Here is a 16,958-nt window from a genome sequence, read left to right on the forward strand (position 1 = left end):
ATGGCGGATATCGCGGTGATTTTTCACTGGCCGCCGTCGGAGCTGTTCCCGATGACCCTGACTGAGCTGATCCACTGGCGGACCAGCGCCCTTAACCGTAGCGGACAAACCCATGAGTAACGCGCTCCAGCTCCAGGTGCTGTTAAAAGCGGTGGATAAGGCGACCCGGCCGTTTCGGGCGGTGCAGACCGCCAGCCGGGAGCTGGCCGGCGATATACGCGCCACCGAAAAAACCTTGCGCGACCTCGACCAGCAGGCCGGGAAAATCGACAAATTTCGCAAGGTCAAAGCGCAGCTCACCGCCACCGGTGCGGGCCTGCGCCAGGCCCGGCAGGAAACGGCGTTGCTGGAAAAAGCCTTTAACGACCTGGATAACCCCACCGCTAAACAAGTACGCGAAATGGACAAGGCCCGGCGCAACGTCGCGGCCCTGGAAGAGAAATACCGCAGCCTGCGCCAGTCGGTGAAATCACAACGCACCGAGCTGAGCGGCGCGGGCATCGCCACCAATAAACTGACCGCCGAGCAAAAGCGCCTGGGCGCGGACGCCGAGGCGGTCACCCGCACGCTGAACCGGCAGCGCGATGCGCTGACCCGCCTGAGCAGCCAGCAAAAACGCCTGACCCATATCAAGGAGCGCTACCAGGCGGGTAAAGAGATCGCCGGTAATATTGCGGGCAAAAGCACCGCCGCACTCGGCATAGCCACCGGGGCGATGTATGCCGAAGGCCGATTCCTGGCGCCCGGGGTGGAATTTGACAAGGAGATGTCCGGCGCGCAGGCAACCCTCGGATTAGCGAATAAAGATCCTAAGCTGCTGGCTATGCGCCAGCAGGCGCGGGATATCGGCGCGACCACCGCGTTTTCCCCCACCGACGTGGCGCGCACGCAAACCACGCTGGCCCGCTCAGGCCTTGACGCCGACGGCATCCTGACGTCCACCGGCACCACGGTTAACCTGTCGCTGGCGGGCAAAGTGGATATCGCCGAGGCGGCGGATATTGTCACCAGTATGCAGTCCGCGTTTCATATCCCGTTTAATGAAATCGGCCGGGTGGCGGATGTGATGACCAAAGGGTTTACCAGCTCCAACACCTCGCTGATTGACCTGGGCGAGGCGATGAAATATGTCGCGCCCATCGCCCGCGCCGCTGGCTCCAGTATTGAGGACACCACCGCCATGCTCGGCGTGCTGGCGTCCAACGGCATCAAAGGCAGTATGGCCGGGACCGGCGTCAGCGCGGTGCTCACCCGCCTGCAAGCGCCCACCGGTGAATCGGCCACCGCGCTGGATGAGCTGAAGGTAAAAACCCGTGATAAGCAGGGCAATTTTCTGCCCATTGAAGGCGTATTAAAAAACATCGCCGCGTCGATGAAAAAGAATAATCTCGGCACGGCGCAGCGGGCGGAATACTTCAAGGTGATTTTTGGCGAAGAGGCCATGAAGTCGGCGCAGAACCTGGTCGAGGCGGCGGAAAGCGGTAATCTCGGGCAGCGAAAAAACGACCTGTTGCACTCCAAGGGCAAAACGGAGGAAGTCGCCAAGGTACAAACCGACAACCTGGACGGGGATTTACAAAACCTGTCGTCGGCCTGGGAAGATATCCGCATCCAGATCTTTGACGGCCATAACGCCAGCCTGCGCAAGCTGACCCAATCCGCCAACGCCTGGCTCACGACCGTGGACGACTGGATGAAACGAAATCCGCAGCTCACCAATATGCTTACCGCCATGGCAGGCGTGCTGACCGCGCTGGTCGGCGGGCTGGCTATTCTGGGGCTGGCCGCCTGGCCGGTGATCACCGGGTTTAATATGCTGCTGGCCGGTGGTCAATTATTGGGAACCGGCCTGGCGGCCGTGGGGGAAGGCATCGCCGCCACCCTGGCCGCGTTAAGCTGGCCGGTGGTCGCGGTGGTGGCGGCGCTGATTGCCGGGGCGTTAATCGTGCGCAAATATTGGGAACCGATAAAGGCATTTATCATGGGCGTAGCTGAAGGCTTTTATGCCGTTGTCGGCCCCCTGATAGAGATTTTTGGCCCGCTAAAGCCGCTCCTTACCTGGCTAGGCGATAGTCTAAAGGGCTTATGGGCCGGATTCAAAACGCTGATCGAGCCGGTGAAAGCCACCGAAGAAACCCTGTCCAGCGCCACCAACGCCGGTAAGATTTTTGGCGAAGGCGTCGCCATGGCCCTGACCTTTCCCCTGACCGCGCTCAATATGCTGCGCGAGGGCATTGATTGGGTGCTGGAAAAACTCGGGCTTATCGACAAGAAGTCCACCGGCCTGGCGGATAAGGCGAAGGCCGCCGACCAGCCCCCGGCCGCACCGGCCACCGCCTACGGTTATAAACCGGGGGCGATGATTTACAATACCAACCCGATACTTGATCAGGTCAATCAGGTCAATTCGCCGCTTGGCGTGGTCAGTATCCCCGCCGCGCAGACCGGCGTCCGGGACAAACAGCCGGGTTTAGTCACCACCAACCCCCACCCGATATTAAAACGACCGTCTAAGGAGGCGAAACCGGTCGGCGATACCGTCACGCCTGGCGCGACTCAAAACCCGTCCGACCCGTCGCGCGCCGATGCGCCGCCGCTGATGAATACCATTCGGCAGGCGGATAAACCGATCCAGGCGCCGCAGGCCTCCCCGGCCACCGTTGTGCATGTCACGGTGCCGTATTCACCGACCAGCGGCGAGGGCATGACCCCGCAGGAAGTGGGGCGCATCGCCGCCAATGCCGCCGCCGATGAGTTGGATAAACGCCAGCGCCAGCAGCGCGCCCGTAGCCGTAGCAGCATGACCTATGAGGCCCAACCATGATGATGATCCTGGGGCTGTTTGTGTTCACCCTGAGCACGGTCCCGTACCAAAACCTTAACCGCGCGCTGGAATACCGCTGGCCGACCAACAGCCGGGTGGGGCTGATCCCGGCGGCGCAATTTCTCGGCCAGGATAACGACACCATTACACTAAGTGGCACGCTGTTGCCGGAGGTGACCGGCGGGCGGCTGTCGCTGCTGGCCCTGGAGACTATGGCCGCCCAGGGTAAAGCCTGGCCGCTGATTGAGGGCAGCGGGCGCATCTACGGCATGTTTGTGGTGACTGGTTTTAGCGAAACGCGCACGGAGTTTTTTGCCGACGGCGCGGCCCGGCGTATCGAGTTCACCCTTAACCTGATGCGGGTGGATGAAAGCCTGACCTCGATGTTCGGCGATATGAAAGCGCAGGCCGACGGCCTGCTGGGCAAGGCGCAAACGCTGGCCGATAACGCCAAATCCAAAGTGGGGGAACTCTGGTCATGATCGCTACCCTGATGCCGTCCGCCGGGGCCACTATCGCGCCGGATTTCCGGGTGCGGATGAACGATAAGGACATCACCGCCAACCTGCGGCCACGCCTGCTATCGATGACCCTTACCGATAATCGCGGCTTTGAGGCCGACCAGTTGGATATCGAGCTGGACGACGCCGACGGCCAGCTGCGCATGCCGGGACGCGGCGCGGTGGTAAGCGTATATTTGGGCTGGCAGGGCGAGGCGCTGACCGGCAAAGGGGATTTTACCGTCGATGAGGTGGAGCATCACGGCGCGCCCGATACGCTGACCATTCGCGCCCGCAGCGCGGATTTTCGCGGCACGCTGAATTCGCGGCGCGAGGTGTCCTATCACGATACCACCCTGGGGGCGGTGGTTGAGCAGATTGCGGCGCGCAATAGCCTGTCGCCGGTGGTGGCGGACACGCTGAAATCCATCGCTATCCCCCATATCGACCAGACCCAGGAAACCGACGCGGCGTTTTTAACCCGCCTGGCGGAGCTGAACGGCGTGGTGGCGGCCATCAAGGCGGGCCGGTTGATGCTGTTTAAGCCCGGCGGCGGCAAGACAGTATCCGGCAAAGCCATCCCGCAGATCAGCATCGAGCGCCGCGACGGCGACCGGCATAACTTTAGCATCGCCGACCGGGGCGCTTATACCGGCGTGAGCGCCAGTTGGCTGCATACCAAAGACCCGCAGCAGAAACAGGCCAAGGCAAAAACCAAAGTGCAGCGCAAAAAGAAAGTCCAGCACCTGCGCGCCTTGCAACATCCCCAGGCCAAAACCACCAAGGCTCAAGCGATAAAAACGCCTAAAACACCCGAGGACAAGCAAGGGGAATACCTGGCGGGAAGCGAGGATAACGTGTTTGCGCTGACCACCGTCTACGCCACTAAGGCCGCCGCCATGCGCGCCGCCACCGCAAAATGGAACAAGCTACAGCGCGGTGTCGCCGAGTTCTCGCTGACGCTTGCCATGGGCCGGGCCGATCTCTACCCGGAAACACCGGTGGCGGTGAAGGGCTTTAAATCGGTGATAGACGAGCAGGAATGGATAATCAGCAAGGTGACGCATAGCCTGAGCAATAGCGGTTACACCACTGCCCTGGAGCTGGAGGTATTGCTAAGCGATGTCGATTATGAGGCCGATGAAGAAAGTTAACTCGGAAAATCAAACTTAACTTGCTTAATCGAGTTTATTTGGTCAAAATTCGTTTTGTACCCACTGGATAGATAAGGCCACCCCAGATGATGCATTGCCCCCGCTGCCGCCACGCCGCACATGCCCGCTCAAGCCGCTACCTGAGCGAGGAAACCAAAGAGCGTTATCATCAGTGCCAGAACATCAATTGCGGCCATACTTTTGTCACCATGGAGACTGTGACACGATCCATTATGATACCCGGTAACGTTAACCCCGCCCCACCCCATCAAGAAAAAAGTTGCCAAGTACCTCTATGGATATAATAATCTCGGCTGGGGCAATTAGCCTCAGCCGAAAAATTTCTAAAATGGTATGTCTTCATCAAAATTATCAGGTGGGTTATTTTGTAAGTTAATATCCGATTGCTTATTACCTTTATAGTTATTCAAAATATACTCTATTCCCTCTTCAGTTATTGCATAAGAATAATATTCTTCCCCATTGTAATTTGAAATTTGAATAGATTTTTCTAAAAGCCTCATGCGTTCTAATTTTATTAATGGCACATGTAATTGAGTATCATCTTTCATTTTCACATAATCTTTTATCTCATGAACTGTCAGGCCTTCTGGCTTGCTAGTAACACTTTGAAGACACCCAAGAAGCACTTTGATATCCTCCTGTAATATATTGTATTTCCTAACACCCGCACTCGTTAATATTTGATTATCTTGTGCAGTATTAATATAAGCACCTAACCGTGAAGCGGCTTCTTGAAAAGAAGAACAAGCTTTTATAGTAGCAGATCTAATATCATTATCTGTGCGTTCTTCGTCATAATCTTCTGTATTTAAGCCAATTAGGTCTGTCGGTAAATGCAGTTCTTTATTACGAGGCTTAAGGATATAGCATCTTTCTTTACCTAATTTACCAATAAACAATCCAAACTCAAAGAGCACATTATCTCGCACAACTCTTTTTTCATGTTCTCGCATCATAGAAATATCTTCTGGAGAAAAAATAAAGACAGCAAAATCAACATTTGATGCTTTTATGATCAAATCATCCAGGGCATTTGAAGACAGGTTAAAAGTCGAGGTGCTCCAACTTGTAACTTGAAAATGATGATCCAAATTGAAAATAACAGCATTTGCAACATCAAGGTTTTCTTTGGAAGATGCAACGAAAATTCTTGGCTTGGTCATGGCAATCTCTCATTAAAAGTAATTTATCGTTGTGATTATTTGCACGCGAATTATTAATGATCTGTAGATCGACTAGTCCTTTTCTCGTCTATTGAGATTCTTTGATTAAAAAAACACCTAAGTAACAATTATGTTCATGTTTAAGAAGCAATGCAATAAACATTGATAACTGTTTTTATATACAGTACATTCACGCTTTTGTTTTAGCTGTGTTTACGATGACAATAAAAAAATTACCTACCGGGAAATGGATTTGTGACTACTACCCGAACGGCCGGAGCGGCAAGCGGGTAAGGAAGACCTTCACCACCAAGGGCGAGGCCACGGCCTACGAGCATTACCTGGTTGAAGAGGCCAAGGATAAGCCGTGGCTCGGGCAGAAAGAAGACCGGCGCAAGCTGAGCGAGCTGATTGATCTCTGGTATAAACTCCACGGCTGCTCGTTGAACGATAAAAAGGGCCGCCTCGGCAAACTCAATATTATCTGTAATGGCCTGGGCGACCCGGTGGCCTCGGCGCTGACCGCCAAGGATTGGGCGCACTATCGCGATCAGCGCCTGGAAGGTCATATCGATAACGGCTATAGCACCAGTCTCGCCACCCGCAAGGTATCCACCGGCACGGTGAACTGCGAACATGCTTTTTTAAGAGCGGTATTTAACGAGCTGAAACGGCTGGGCGAATGGCACCAACCCAACCCGCTGGAGAATATCCGCGAATTCGATCAGTCGGAACGGGAAATGGCCTGGCTTACGCCTGAACAAATTAGGCGCTTATTAGCGGCCTGCGCTACCCACGGTAATCCCGAGCTGACCTTGATAGTGCGCTTATGCCTTTCCACCGGCGCGCGCTGGAGCGAAGCGGCCAGCCTCAAGGCGTCCCAATTGTCTCCCTGCAAAATTACCTTTATTAATACCAAGGGCAAAAAAAACCGCACCGTGCCGCTGGCCCAGGAGCTGTATGACCAGCTTATTAAACGCGAGGGCAAATTATTCTCCCCCTGCTATAAACAATTTTACCGGGTAATAAGGCTGGCGGAGATTGAATTACCCGAGGGGCAAATGACGCACGTATTACGCCATACCTTTGCCAGCCACTTTATGATGCGCGGCGGTAACATCATCGTGCTGCAGCGTATTCTTGGCCATTCCGATATCCGCATCACCATGCGCTATGCGCACTTCGCCCCCGACCATCTGGAAGACGCGATCCATCTCAACCCATTAGCTGGTTTGAATGACTACAAAGTGTCTACAGGGCGTCATAGTGGGTAGAATACGGTAGAACAGGATGGGCTTAAGTGACTGATTTATTAGGTAATTGATTGATTACTCTACCCTTATAAAAAAAGACCGAATACGATTCCTGTTTCCGCTACATCCATATAAATGTCAATTTAATCAATAAATTATAATCATTTTATCGTTGTATTTTACTTACCAATGGTTACCCATACATTTATTACTTATCAGATACTTATCATTCTTTTCGGGTTGGCGACGGGAAAATTTCGGGCCACCTGCGGTAAATTTATATCACCGGATTATCATCAAACTCCCCTGTCCGCATGTCGTTCAGCACATATGTGACAACTCCAAAACACACGATCCCCTCCTCCTCGTCAAATCGTTCTAACCTCCCTGGATAGTCAAGTTGCTCTAACCCCCGCGCCGGGTATGTTTTATAGCGCCGCAACCTAAACCCACCGTCCATTTCAACGACGATTATAGTGCCGTCAACCGGCGTAATGGACCGGTCAACGACGAGTACCGCGCCCTTATAAATCCCATGTCTAACGCTGCTCTCGCCGGCGCGCATGAAGAATGTGGCCGACTTATGCGATATGCACAGTTCGTCCAGGCTGAGCGAAGCCTCGATGTAGTCCTGGGCAGGAGAAGGGAATCCCATAGTGCGCGCCTCAAATACTGTTGTTTTGTACAGTATATGCACGCCATGCAGATATTGTGAAGCGAAGCGGGTGCGGAAAAAGATAGGTGATTGAGCGACAGGGGAATTTAGTTTTGCGGCGGGTTTCGCAAGAATATCGCACCGTGTTGATGGGGGGCATTCAATTCGATACAGTGCGCGGGTACTTCCAAAGGGCCAGGGATGGCCCGACCACTTATACCGATATTCCACTGAGTGCTTGTAGTGCTCGCGCTTCTGTATAGAGTTTTGCCGCCATCGCATCTGTAACGGCTCCAGCAAGCACACCCACTTCAGCGGTAATCAGAGAGGATGTAGCATCAGGAACAGCTGGAGAATTCGGGGCATAACCGAATCGAATAGGTTGTGTTTTATTTCGTAACGACAAATCCCACGCTGACTGTGTTAATGTTTTATATAAAATACCCTTATACCCCGTATAAATTATCATCTGATAATTAAGAGCATCGAGAGACTCTAACCTAAAAACCCAATCACCTGGCGTTACGTTAGCCGCCTCTTCCGTATTGTTTAATGTGGCACGCTTAGTACCGTCAGCGGCGTCATAATAAACAAACCCATTCGCATACATCACTATATCTGAATTCCTTGGCGAAATTTCAGTTAGACAGGTTCCGAACCCTGTTCCTGTCGTCGCTTGGGATCCATCATTAAAAGGAATGGCATTCATTTTAGAATATGTTAAATCCTGCTGTTTATGCACAGAATAAATACTAACATTGTCCGTTGCCAATATATCTGATGTAAACCCACGATTTTTACTTGTGAAAATACCGTCAGGCGTAAAATAAGATATTGTCCCACTATTAGGGGATAGTGAAAACGTAGCGCCAGCTCCAGAAATATCAATTAAGCTGTTGATGTTATTTTTTGGATTGCACCGCCCAAGCCACGCGGGCAAATCGGCTTCAACAGCTAATATCCGCCTAACATTTGGATTGGCAATTACACCATCACTGATTGTCATAGTAGTCATATTATTTCACCCATAATTTTGCTAGTTGAGTAGATCCGCCATTTTGGCCCATAAAAAACTGGTCACCCCATTGTGGAACATCCAGGGTTAATCCGTAGTTATTCAAATCCGGATATCGCAAAAGGATGAAAGGAGGCCAACCGGCGGATTCCACCGGCTCTTGGATTGCAGAAACTGCCGCATTTGTTCTCCACCAACCCGGATCCACCATTCCATGAAATGTAGTTTCTAATAAATTAAATAGTTTTGCGTTTCTATTATAAACATCCTCACCTATTTGTAGTGCGAATTCACAAATCATGACAAGAGGTTCACTTGCGAATGAATGATATGAAAGGCATTTTACACCTCGATCAAGTTCTGTGGTCAGCGTCCCATTATCCTGTATGCGGTTCATCGCCTGGTCATATATGCCCAAGGCGAAATCCCTGTACGTGGTATTCCCCGTAATCACGTAACACATATAAACAGATGCTGCGCACCAATATGAATGGTTATTGCTGCTGGGGACGTAATTTGCAAAATCGGCAATCATAACGGCGCCCAAGTCTGTAAACCAATCTACGATTTCAGTTCTATACTGAAAATCAATTTCTTTTTTTGCAATCAAATACGACATGCCAAAATTAGGCACGCGCCAATGCCGGTCCTGGGATGTTCCCACCTGGCTACCGTTTCTGTTTGTCATTGATCGCCGCATAGCCCAGTCATACAGCCATCGGCCAGCCATACGCCCGGATGCGTTATCACCACGAATTGCATAATCCATGGCGAAAGTATAAAGGCCAATATTAAAGTTATCGAGATCCTTGCGTAAGAATGCACGGATAGCGGTATGACTTGGATCAACAGTCTGATTATCGGCTAAATATAAATTTGGCAGATTCAAATAAAAAACTGGCTCTGGGATTTCAAGTGAATTTTCAAGCCCGACACCAACATGGCCTGTTCTGAAATACTTAAACCATGGCCGGGAATTTATATCAGTATGAGCATCAGCCAGATATCTATCAGAGATCACCTCAATTGTATCGTGAACAGAACCGCCTGTTCTAACCCCACCCTTAGTATCAATATATAAAGGGGTACTGCCATTTTTATCACCCACACCGGCTAGCGGTTTTCGTCCGTTCGGCAAATCCCCATATTCGAAATTTTTAATCTGAGTCCTGACTACATCCACATTCTCCGCCACAGCGTCCACCGCAGCCTTGCCCACAGCCTCGGCTACCTCTACCGCAGCGCCTGCATTGTTCAGGTAATATTTAAAACTCGCTAATGCGCCAGTGCCTTGCGGAACGCGGAAAATCTGGTCGTAATTGGTATTAGCCAGCCCCTTTATCGTTCCGGACGGGTCTTCGGCAGAGATAAAAGATGTGTATGTAAAATCACCCGTATTTATTTGTTCCAATGCTAGCTCAAGACGATTTTTTAAATACAGAGTTCTATTGGCAAGTAGATTTGCTTGAAGATTAGCAAGACCACCGGCCCCGCCTAATGCCCGATCTGTTTGTTCCAACTGTCTTATCCCAGATTCCCAGTTGTCTTGCTCTTCTAAATTAGCCATCTAAGATCACCATTCATTCAGTTATTTCACTATCGGTTATGGGGCATCTACCCAAACAATATTTTTTACATCATCCGGACTATTGGCTGATTTAACCAGAGCCGTCAGCGTTACTAATTGCTGCTGCTGTTTATTTCGGAACGTCACAAAACCAGCCAAGACTGCCTGCGCCTGTTCCTGCGTGTGCGTTATAAACTCCCAGGCATCGTCCCCATTCTTGCACCATAGGTCGCCACCAGAAGCAGAGTAAGCGGTCTGTACCAGATTGGCCTGATCTGTTAATTGGCTACCGTAGACATATTCTTTTCCCATCGCGGATGACAAATATCCGCTAATGATTGCAGTGGCGCATGCAGTAGTAAGCATCGCTATTTGGTTGGCTTGTGACTCTGAAATAGAAATAACAGAATCAGTTACGACTGAGGTCTCGCTATCCCAGACCCGAGACCCCTGATTTTCGCATAAGTCTTTCCATTGCTCATCGGTTAACGCTATCGCACCAGATGGAATGATATTCACATCATCACTATAAAATGCTGTAGGCACACCATTGGCATCAAAAACGCCGTATTTATTTGTCATTATTAATACCCCACCGCAAAATAATTGTACGCAACGCCAGCGCCACTTGCGCTGCCACTCGATGCGGCGCTATAAAGATTAAATCCCGTTGTCGTTAACCCACCCACACCCGGAAACCCTGCTGGAGTTGACCCGGCGCCATTAGTTGCCAAAACGCGACTGCACGCGGTTGGGAATGCTATAGGAAATACGACAGCCACATTCCCTGAGCTATTTGTGGATGCCCCTCCCCATTGAAATACAATCCCGTTCGGCAACTTTACGTATCCTGCGCTGGATTTTTGTGCTGTAAATTGTCCAGTGGCAATAAGGTTGATGGCCGCAAGCAGCTGCGCATTATTGCTAGAATTTAGAGTAAGGCCAGCAGCCTCGACCACCCCTGCTAATTCTTCCTGGATAGAATCGAAGAAATCACTATTAAGAGCTGTTGCCTGCTCGCCAGTTTGCGGATTTCCTGATGTGAAGCCATTTTTACCCAAGCCAAATTTATCGACCTGCGCGGTACTCGTATCAATGCGATGCATGGGGGCTCGCTCCAGTAAAAGAGTTTAATAATAAGATAAGAATCGGTAGATTAGATAATTAAGCCAGTCTGCCCATAAGAGGCTTCACCATCATAGGAATAGTTGCCATTCAAGGGGAATCCTATTGGGCTGGGATATAGGAATATAAGGTAGGTATGCGATGGCGTGAGTTTATCCATTACGCATTCCATGACGGTATCGCCCCACGTTCTAAGGCTGGCCGTGCAATCGCTGACACAGGTCATTATATTTATATTAGTTTCAGTGGGAATATTTACTCGCCAATAATATCGCCATTCCGCACCATAAAGAGAATTAGTGCAGGGTGACGTGCAGTTAAACCCATCCTGGTCAAATGTCGTAATAGTCGCATCTCGATAACCCAGCGCAGCTAATTGGGCCAGGTAAAAATCTTTATTGATACCTCCAGTCACGTTGATCTTGGCGTCAAGTCGTTGCCGGCGTTGCGCCAGGGTTTGTATGCCTGCCGGCGCGCAGGAATCCGGCAACCCGGTAATAGTTTCGTAACGGTCAATCAACTCTGTCGTGGTTCGCGGGTCGATTTCTCGCATTAAATCTTGTGACCGCGTATGCACGGCGGCCAGGGATGGAGCCAGGCCCTTTAGAAGCGGGTCATCTGGATCCCATGCAGGGCCCCGTGGCAGCAGGCTGGAAAGGAGCGCGCTGTATTGGTCGATTAGCTCCATGCGACATCTCCCACTACTGGCAATTCAGCGGCCCCTATATCGATATCCGCAGATGGGCTGACCAGGATGTGCTTGTATTCCCCAGTAGCTACGCTGATAGCCTCGCTAATGCGCGAGAGGTAGAGTTTCCCGCCTGGCACCGCGTCTCGAAGAAACATAGCCTTCAGTTCAGCCAAAACAGCATAACGGACTGCCTCCGTGTCTGGGTTTAGGCTGATGTTAAAATTCACAGTTTTAGGTAGTGGTGCAAACACAGTCAGACTAGATCCAGCAACTGGCGCCAATGGTAGAATGTGCTCCCTCACCGCAGCAACCACCGCCTCATCGGGGATGGGGTTGTCCAAGTCGCTATTGGCCACCATCACGCCAACCGTTCCCGCGCCCGACCAATGCCGATACGTCCATGCGCGGGTAACTCCAGAAACCTCTTTAGCCCAAATAATATAATCAGCATCTGCGCCACCCTGTGGCGTGTAATACCACCGTTCAATAATTCTGGCCCGCCAATCATCCACCGACTCTATATCCGCTCCACCCTCTATTGTGTCAGCCTGGCCAGCAGACGGCAGACCGGTGATAGGGCTCACCAGGCGAACCGTAACACCATCATCCAGATTGCCGGTGACCCCCGCGTCAGTAGCCACTACCGGAATCCGAAGCACTCCAGAGGAAACTGACGCAGCTGCCGTAGAGGTGTATTCGATCAGGTCATCCGTTTGTATTACCGTGCCGGAGGAGACGGTTATGCTACTGGTGACCCCCTCCCAACGGACGAACCCGGAAGCGGCGGTAGCGTCCTTTCGCGGGCAGCGCTTCATGTTCCCATGGCGGGCAAGCCAGTCTTCGTCAGCCAGATCCGGTAGAATATTTCGCGCTAGATAATCCAGATACCCGTACAGCGTATGCACCGCTGCCGCCTGCACGCGTCCATATACTTCTGCATCGAGGCGGCGTAAAACTACGTCATCCTGAAAACGGGATAGCAAATCGCTGCGGATCGTGGCAATTAACTGTGGCAAGGTCGGCCGGTCAAAATTGCTGTCAGCCATTTAGCGCGCTCCAGATGTCGTCGAAATTAAGGTTATGGCGGGTGCCGTCGCTCTTAAATATCGCAATGCCGACGGCAAGTCGGTCCAGCCCTTGGCGCTCGGTAACAACGTCAACCCGCGCAGCTGCGCCATCATCGGTCATCCATTGCAGCGCTTCGATGACGTATCCTTTTGCCAGGATGGCGGTCTGATTGGTCAATTTGGCCCGACGCAATAAATACAGCCTGGAACCGATACGGTCGTTTTGTACCGTCGGATAACTATCTCCCCACCACCCTACCGGCTCCTCAACCACATCATCAGGTAAAGCGCGGCGCCAGGTGAATAGGGATATAACGACAGCGCGCGTTAACTGATCCAGCGGGGCTGTTACCGCCTGTTGCACACCATTGACGGTTAGTATCACGATGTGGACCCCATTTTTTGCGTGGGGGCGTCAGTGGTGCCGCCGCTGTCGCCGTTTTCTGAATGAGTGTGGCCATTGAACGTGCCGCGCATGGCCGACATAGTGCTGATTGAATCGCGGACCTCGCCGGTTCCCTCCACCAGTGGGGTGTCCAGGGTAATTTTTGTGCTGGCGTGGATAATGAATTGCTCGGTAGTGGCCTCGATGATGCGCCCGCGCTTCAAAATGATGCTGTCACCTTCGTCGGTATAAACGGCCACCTCTCCGGCAGCCAACCCCTTTATGCGGTAGCGCCTGTCGGCCACCACGATGATCACGCCATGGGAGCGGTCACCGTCTGGGAATACCGCGATGCCCTCTGCGCCTAAATGCGGCGCCGCGGTGAAACCGTAGGGTTCGAGATGCTCAATATTTTCTTTGGTTTCGCCGGCCATCAGCCCGACCTGCAGCATCTGGCATTTTGCGGCCGCATTCAGCCCGGTGACCACCACTCGCGCCAGCATATTGGATAGCGATCGGCTAATAGCGGTAATTGGTCCACTCATTAGAAATCTACCTCCGCTTTTTTAGTTTTACGTTTTTTTAGTTTTTTCGGCGTCGGAAGGTATGCATCCGGCGGGCCCACTCGCAATTCCGTAACTGTCCCCTGTCCGTCTTTTCGGTAGGTAACCTCTGCTATGAGCATGTCCAGGTTGTTAAACCCCAGCACCGGGTCATAAACGGGAACCAGCATGTTCGGCTCCCATAGTGCGCCATTCCCTTGCCTCCAGCCCTGAACGGTATATGTCACCTCATCAGTACGCGCTGCCCGGCGTTGCATCTCGAATTCCGCCCGTTCATTGGCTGTTTCGCCAGTGGCATTTCCTGTTTGCTTGATGATCATCGGGCGGTAGCGAGTGATGCCGCCATCGACGGTTTGCGCCCGTATAGCGCTGATTGTGGCCTCGCCGTAATCATCGTCTGTACCGGCGCGCTGTCCGGAAACGATGTACTGGGAAAACCGCTCCTTGATACTTTTTTCCGTATCGCAGGAAAGGATGTTTTCGCCCAGCACAAGAGCGGTTACGGTTCTTTTGGTGCCGACACCGCCAATTACTAGTTCGCCATTGGCGTTGTCATAAATCAGCACTTGCTGCATGCCGATCAGCTTATCCAATACCTCCATGACGGTTTCGCCATAATCCACCTGGAAATCACTGATGGGGCCGCCGTCATAACCTTCATTCACGACAGTGATGCCGAACGGGGCCGCCAGTTGCGACGCAATTTGCACCAGGTCGCGGCTGGCAAATTGCGTCAGGCTGGCGGAGCAGTCGATTAAATCCTCCGTTTTGCTGCGGCCAACGATGCCCACCGACAGGCTGTGGGCGTCATAGCGGACAGGGGTAGCATCGACATAACCGGTTATCACCTGGTCAGTGCCTATCAACACTTCGACTTTATCGCCATATTTAATGCGTGGCTGCATTTGGGCCGCGTCATCAGCATCACCGGGCCATTTCCGCGTGATCTCCACATTGAAATCGCGCGCAATGCGCTCCACGCCAGCAGATATGGATACAGAGGTCCAGCCAGCCCACTCACGCCCGTTAACGCGCAAAGTAACGTTGTTATCCATGTTCATCGGACGGGCACCCTCAACGCGGCCACCGGCACAAATCCGGGGTGATGAATGTTATTGCGCAGCGTGATATCCGTTTCCCGCGCGGCGGAATCGTACCAGTCGGCGGCCAGAACTACCGCCGGCAATACCTCGTTAGGTGTTCGCTGCGTTGTTTTGTCGGTCTGCGCCAGGCGCGCGGAAATATCTGCATTCACGTCAGCTCTGATCCGCGTAAGTGCCACAAAAAGCTGATCGTCTGTGGTTCGGGCCTGTTCCTGGTCGATAGCGTAATTCAAGTTATCCCTGATATCCGTCAGTTCGTCATAGCTCACCGGTTGCGCCTGAGTTGGCGTGTCATCATTGGCCGCCAGCACTGAAGGATGTGTGAGGTTTATCACCGGTGCATTATTTTGGCTGGCTGTAGTATTACTGTTCGCGCTGCTGCTGCGCGGCTGTGGTAACTGGGTGACGGTATAGGCCGCCTCGCTCAGCGCTGTGGTGCGGATAGCCTGAGCCACAGCATTGCTTTGCTGCGTGGTGGTCTGGGTAGATTTGCTGTCCGTTTTCCAAACACCACGTGGGGCAAGGTCATGGCCAGTAGAAACTCCGCTTAGGCTTTTGATGGAGCCTGTAAGATCAGAGGTATCGCCAGTAAGTCGGCGCGCGCTCCGCCACATCGTTTGCAGGCTGTTCACAAAGTCCATGCCGCTACTGGGCGGCGACAGTAAAACCGATAAATCACCCTGCAGTAATCGACTCGCTGCCTCAACGCCGGAATCTACATATTTGAATGCACTGTTGACGCTTTTTAACATTGCTGTCGCATTGGTCAGCATGCCGTTTTGCATAAAATCCGGCATACCGTCCATCCCAAACGACTTGCCGAATGCTGAACTGATGCAATCGTCCAGAACCGAACATGACGATATCAGTTTTGACGCAGTGGCCGCGCCAGAGGTAGGGAAAGATAACTCACCCGCTTCAACAAACTGGAGGGCTACGCGGCACATGCGCCCATCCTGCCCGCTGTGGCTGACCCGGATATCGCCATCAATGCAGACCGACATTTCCCCGTAGAACGGATGTACCAGGGTGCCAGGCCCGGCCTGCTCTATTGCCTCCAGCAGCTTATCCCGCTGGGCCATGTAATCATCACCTATCAGATAGGCTGCTACCGTAAACCTGCGAGTGGATCGGCCTAAATCCTCTGTATACGGCTTATCTCGGTTGGGATACTCATGGGTCTGCACCCGGCGGCCGAACGTGCCATCGTCATCAGTAACTTTAAATGGCACGTTGCGGAACGAGGCCGGCATTAAATTATCAATCCAGCTCATGCGGGCTCCAGAAATGAAAAAACCCACAGTGAAGTGGGTTAGTTATGCGCTAAAAGCGGAACGAAAAGTTATTCTTTGAGCTTCATTTTACTTCGAATGAATGGTTATAGCGTAAAAGCCGGTGGATTTAGCAAAAATAGCATTTGCCTTATCATTAAATGATTCAAAGTGTTGCACATCGTTGAATTTGTTTAGTTTATTTTCGAATATTGCGGCATTAGTACCGGTTAGATATTCATAAGCCTTGCCAGCTAGCGCCACATTATTTTTATTAGGCGTCCCGTCATCATTGAGATAAAACCAAATTATTATTTTTTCAGCGCAAGGGGGATCATAAACTGTTATATAAAACTGAGGCTCACCCTTTTTTTTGTTGTTATTGTCGAAGGCCTCTTCAATTTGTCCCTCTTTTCTAAAAAAGTACTGATGTTTCACCTGTCCATTCTCTTTTTTTATTTCTTTCTTTACGGGGATGGCACCGGTTGAGGAAATCAAACCCGCTTCATTAAACGCAGGGTAGCATTCCTCCGCCTGCGCTCCCATGATCCAAAAAGAAACAATAAAAAAAATGACATGTCTCATCAGGTTTCCAGTA

The 16,958-nt window shown here is 51.8% G+C and carries 18 protein-coding genes and 1 pseudogene; 6 read left to right on the forward strand and 13 right to left on the reverse strand.

Annotated features, from left to right (window positions below; all coding sequences use genetic code 11):
• The 5 genes from ACL2XG_RS05215 to ACL2XG_RS05235 all read left to right on the forward strand — a co-directional run bounded on the left by ACL2XG_RS05215 (position 1) and on the right by ACL2XG_RS05235 (position 4,783).
• Entirely contained in the window at positions 1-120 is a 120-nt protein-coding gene (locus ACL2XG_RS05215; RefSeq protein ID WP_413723434.1) for a GpE family phage tail protein, read from the forward strand.
• Entirely contained in the window at positions 113-2,824 is a 2,712-nt protein-coding gene (locus tag ACL2XG_RS05220; RefSeq protein ID WP_413722713.1) for a phage tail tape measure protein, read from the forward strand. Before ACL2XG_RS05215 ends, ACL2XG_RS05220 begins: the two co-directional genes overlap by 8 nt.
• Complete coding sequence (locus ACL2XG_RS05225; protein WP_413722712.1) at positions 2,821-3,306, forward strand: phage tail protein; 486 nt, start codon at positions 2,821-2,823, stop codon at positions 3,304-3,306. The genes ACL2XG_RS05220 and ACL2XG_RS05225 overlap by 4 nt, the downstream gene beginning before the upstream one ends.
• Positions 3,303-4,478: a phage late control D family protein gene (locus ACL2XG_RS05230; RefSeq protein WP_413722711.1), complete on the forward strand. Its 1,176-nt coding sequence runs from the start codon at positions 3,303-3,305 to the stop codon at positions 4,476-4,478. Before ACL2XG_RS05225 ends, ACL2XG_RS05230 begins: the two co-directional genes overlap by 4 nt.
• Positions 4,479-4,564: 86 nt before the next feature.
• Complete coding sequence (locus ACL2XG_RS05235; RefSeq protein WP_413722710.1) at positions 4,565-4,783, forward strand: DNA-binding transcriptional regulator; 219 nt, start codon at positions 4,565-4,567, stop codon at positions 4,781-4,783.
• A 39-nt stretch (positions 4,784-4,822) separates the two neighbouring features.
• Here ACL2XG_RS05235 and ACL2XG_RS05240 read toward each other — a convergent pair whose 3' ends face one another.
• On the reverse strand, positions 4,823-5,665 hold the full coding sequence (locus ACL2XG_RS05240) for a TIR domain-containing protein (protein ID WP_413722709.1): 843 nt from the start codon (positions 5,663-5,665) through the stop codon (positions 4,823-4,825).
• A 218-nt stretch (positions 5,666-5,883) separates the two neighbouring features.
• Here ACL2XG_RS05240 and ACL2XG_RS05245 point away from each other — a divergent pair, with 218 nt between their 5' ends.
• Complete coding sequence (locus tag ACL2XG_RS05245) at positions 5,884-6,939, forward strand: tyrosine-type recombinase/integrase (RefSeq protein ID WP_413722708.1); 1,056 nt, start codon at positions 5,884-5,886, stop codon at positions 6,937-6,939.
• A gap of 256 nt (positions 6,940-7,195) precedes the next feature.
• Here ACL2XG_RS05245 and ACL2XG_RS05250 read toward each other — a convergent pair whose 3' ends face one another.
• The 12 genes and pseudogenes from ACL2XG_RS05250 to ACL2XG_RS05305 form a co-directional block, all read right to left on the reverse strand.
• Positions 7,196-7,573 carry a S24 family peptidase gene (locus ACL2XG_RS05250; protein WP_413722707.1) on the reverse strand — a complete coding sequence of 126 codons (378 nt, stop codon included), beginning with the start codon at positions 7,571-7,573 and terminating at the stop codon, positions 7,196-7,198.
• Positions 7,574-7,787: 214 nt separating this feature from the next.
• Positions 7,788-8,579, reverse strand: coding sequence for a hypothetical protein (locus tag ACL2XG_RS05255; RefSeq protein WP_413722706.1), 792 nt, complete (start codon positions 8,577-8,579; stop codon positions 7,788-7,790).
• 10 nt (positions 8,580-8,589) lie between these two features.
• A complete protein-coding gene (locus tag ACL2XG_RS05260) occupies positions 8,590-10,155 on the reverse strand; it encodes an alginate lyase family protein (protein ID WP_413722705.1) in 1,566 nt (521 codons plus the stop codon).
• 36 nt (positions 10,156-10,191) lie between these two features.
• Positions 10,192-10,737: a hypothetical protein gene (locus ACL2XG_RS05265; protein ID WP_413722704.1), complete on the reverse strand. Its 546-nt coding sequence runs from the start codon at positions 10,735-10,737 to the stop codon at positions 10,192-10,194.
• A gap of 2 nt (positions 10,738-10,739) precedes the next feature.
• Entirely contained in the window at positions 10,740-11,261 is a 522-nt protein-coding gene (locus tag ACL2XG_RS05270; protein ID WP_413722703.1) for a gp53-like domain-containing protein, read from the reverse strand.
• A 131-nt stretch (positions 11,262-11,392) separates the two neighbouring features.
• Positions 11,393-11,968 (reverse strand): annotated as a pseudogene (locus ACL2XG_RS05275) (YmfQ family protein); the annotation flags it as partial.
• On the reverse strand, positions 11,959-13,017 hold the full coding sequence (locus ACL2XG_RS05280; protein WP_413722702.1) for a baseplate J/gp47 family protein: 1,059 nt from the start codon (positions 13,015-13,017) through the stop codon (positions 11,959-11,961). The pseudogene ACL2XG_RS05275 and the gene ACL2XG_RS05280, both read right to left, overlap by 10 nt.
• Positions 13,010-13,423, reverse strand: a complete 414-nt coding sequence (locus ACL2XG_RS05285) for a phage GP46 family protein (protein WP_413722701.1) — start codon at positions 13,421-13,423, stop codon at positions 13,010-13,012. Before ACL2XG_RS05285 ends, ACL2XG_RS05280 begins: the two co-directional genes overlap by 8 nt.
• On the reverse strand, positions 13,420-13,968 hold the full coding sequence (locus tag ACL2XG_RS05290; protein WP_413722700.1) for a phage baseplate assembly protein V: 549 nt from the start codon (positions 13,966-13,968) through the stop codon (positions 13,420-13,422). The genes ACL2XG_RS05285 and ACL2XG_RS05290 overlap by 4 nt, the downstream gene beginning before the upstream one ends.
• Positions 13,968-15,041: a phage baseplate assembly protein gene (locus ACL2XG_RS05295; RefSeq protein WP_413723433.1), complete on the reverse strand. Its 1,074-nt coding sequence runs from the start codon at positions 15,039-15,041 to the stop codon at positions 13,968-13,970. Before ACL2XG_RS05295 ends, ACL2XG_RS05290 begins: the two co-directional genes overlap by 1 nt.
• 2 nt (positions 15,042-15,043) lie before the next feature.
• The gene (locus tag ACL2XG_RS05300) at positions 15,044-16,363 is read right to left on the reverse strand and encodes a DNA circularization protein (RefSeq protein ID WP_413722699.1); all 1,320 of its coding nucleotides are present in this window, start codon (positions 16,361-16,363) and stop codon (positions 15,044-15,046) included.
• Positions 16,364-16,450: 87 nt separating this feature from the next.
• Positions 16,451-16,945 (reverse strand): hypothetical protein, encoded by a 495-nt coding sequence (locus ACL2XG_RS05305; RefSeq protein WP_413722698.1) that lies wholly within the window; start codon positions 16,943-16,945, stop codon positions 16,451-16,453.
• Positions 16,946-16,958: the final 13 nt, after the last annotated feature.

The organism is Sodalis sp. RH24 (assembly GCF_047324145.1).
Classification (GTDB): Bacteria; Pseudomonadota; Gammaproteobacteria; order Enterobacterales; family Enterobacteriaceae; genus Acerihabitans.

What these genes read in the sequence shown, in the direction of transcription:
- ACL2XG_RS05215 (WP_413723434.1), top strand. Translation starts at nt 1, where the DNA reads ATGGCGGATATCGCGGTGATTTTTCACTGGCCGCCGTCGGAGCTGTTC.
- ACL2XG_RS05220 (WP_413722713.1), top strand. Translation starts at nt 113, where the DNA reads ATGAGTAACGCGCTCCAGCTCCAGGTGCTGTTAAAAGCGGTGGATAAG.
- ACL2XG_RS05225 (WP_413722712.1), top strand. Translation starts at nt 2,821, where the DNA reads ATGATGATGATCCTGGGGCTGTTTGTGTTCACCCTGAGCACGGTCCCG.
- ACL2XG_RS05230 (WP_413722711.1), top strand. Translation starts at nt 3,303, where the DNA reads ATGATCGCTACCCTGATGCCGTCCGCCGGGGCCACTATCGCGCCGGAT.
- ACL2XG_RS05235 (WP_413722710.1), top strand. Translation starts at nt 4,565, where the DNA reads ATGATGCATTGCCCCCGCTGCCGCCACGCCGCACATGCCCGCTCAAGC.
- ACL2XG_RS05240 (WP_413722709.1), bottom strand. Translation starts at nt 5,665, where the DNA reads ATGACCAAGCCAAGAATTTTCGTTGCATCTTCCAAAGAAAACCTTGAT.
- ACL2XG_RS05245 (WP_413722708.1), top strand. Translation starts at nt 5,884, where the DNA reads ATGACAATAAAAAAATTACCTACCGGGAAATGGATTTGTGACTACTAC.
- ACL2XG_RS05250 (WP_413722707.1), bottom strand. Translation starts at nt 7,573, where the DNA reads ATGGGATTCCCTTCTCCTGCCCAGGACTACATCGAGGCTTCGCTCAGC.
- ACL2XG_RS05255 (WP_413722706.1), bottom strand. Translation starts at nt 8,579, where the DNA reads ATGACAATCAGTGATGGTGTAATTGCCAATCCAAATGTTAGGCGGATA.
- ACL2XG_RS05260 (WP_413722705.1), bottom strand. Translation starts at nt 10,155, where the DNA reads ATGGCTAATTTAGAAGAGCAAGACAACTGGGAATCTGGGATAAGACAG.
- ACL2XG_RS05265 (WP_413722704.1), bottom strand. Translation starts at nt 10,737, where the DNA reads ATGACAAATAAATACGGCGTTTTTGATGCCAATGGTGTGCCTACAGCA.
- ACL2XG_RS05270 (WP_413722703.1), bottom strand. Translation starts at nt 11,261, where the DNA reads ATGCATCGCATTGATACGAGTACCGCGCAGGTCGATAAATTTGGCTTG.
- ACL2XG_RS05280 (WP_413722702.1), bottom strand. Translation starts at nt 13,017, where the DNA reads ATGGCTGACAGCAATTTTGACCGGCCGACCTTGCCACAGTTAATTGCC.
- ACL2XG_RS05290 (WP_413722700.1), bottom strand. Translation starts at nt 13,968, where the DNA reads ATGAGTGGACCAATTACCGCTATTAGCCGATCGCTATCCAATATGCTG.
- ACL2XG_RS05295 (WP_413723433.1), bottom strand. Translation starts at nt 15,041, where the DNA reads ATGGATAACAACGTTACTTTGCGCGTTAACGGGCGTGAGTGGGCTGGC.
- ACL2XG_RS05300 (WP_413722699.1), bottom strand. Translation starts at nt 16,363, where the DNA reads ATGAGCTGGATTGATAATTTAATGCCGGCCTCGTTCCGCAACGTGCCA.
- ACL2XG_RS05305 (WP_413722698.1), bottom strand. Translation starts at nt 16,945, where the DNA reads ATGAGACATGTCATTTTTTTTATTGTTTCTTTTTGGATCATGGGAGCG.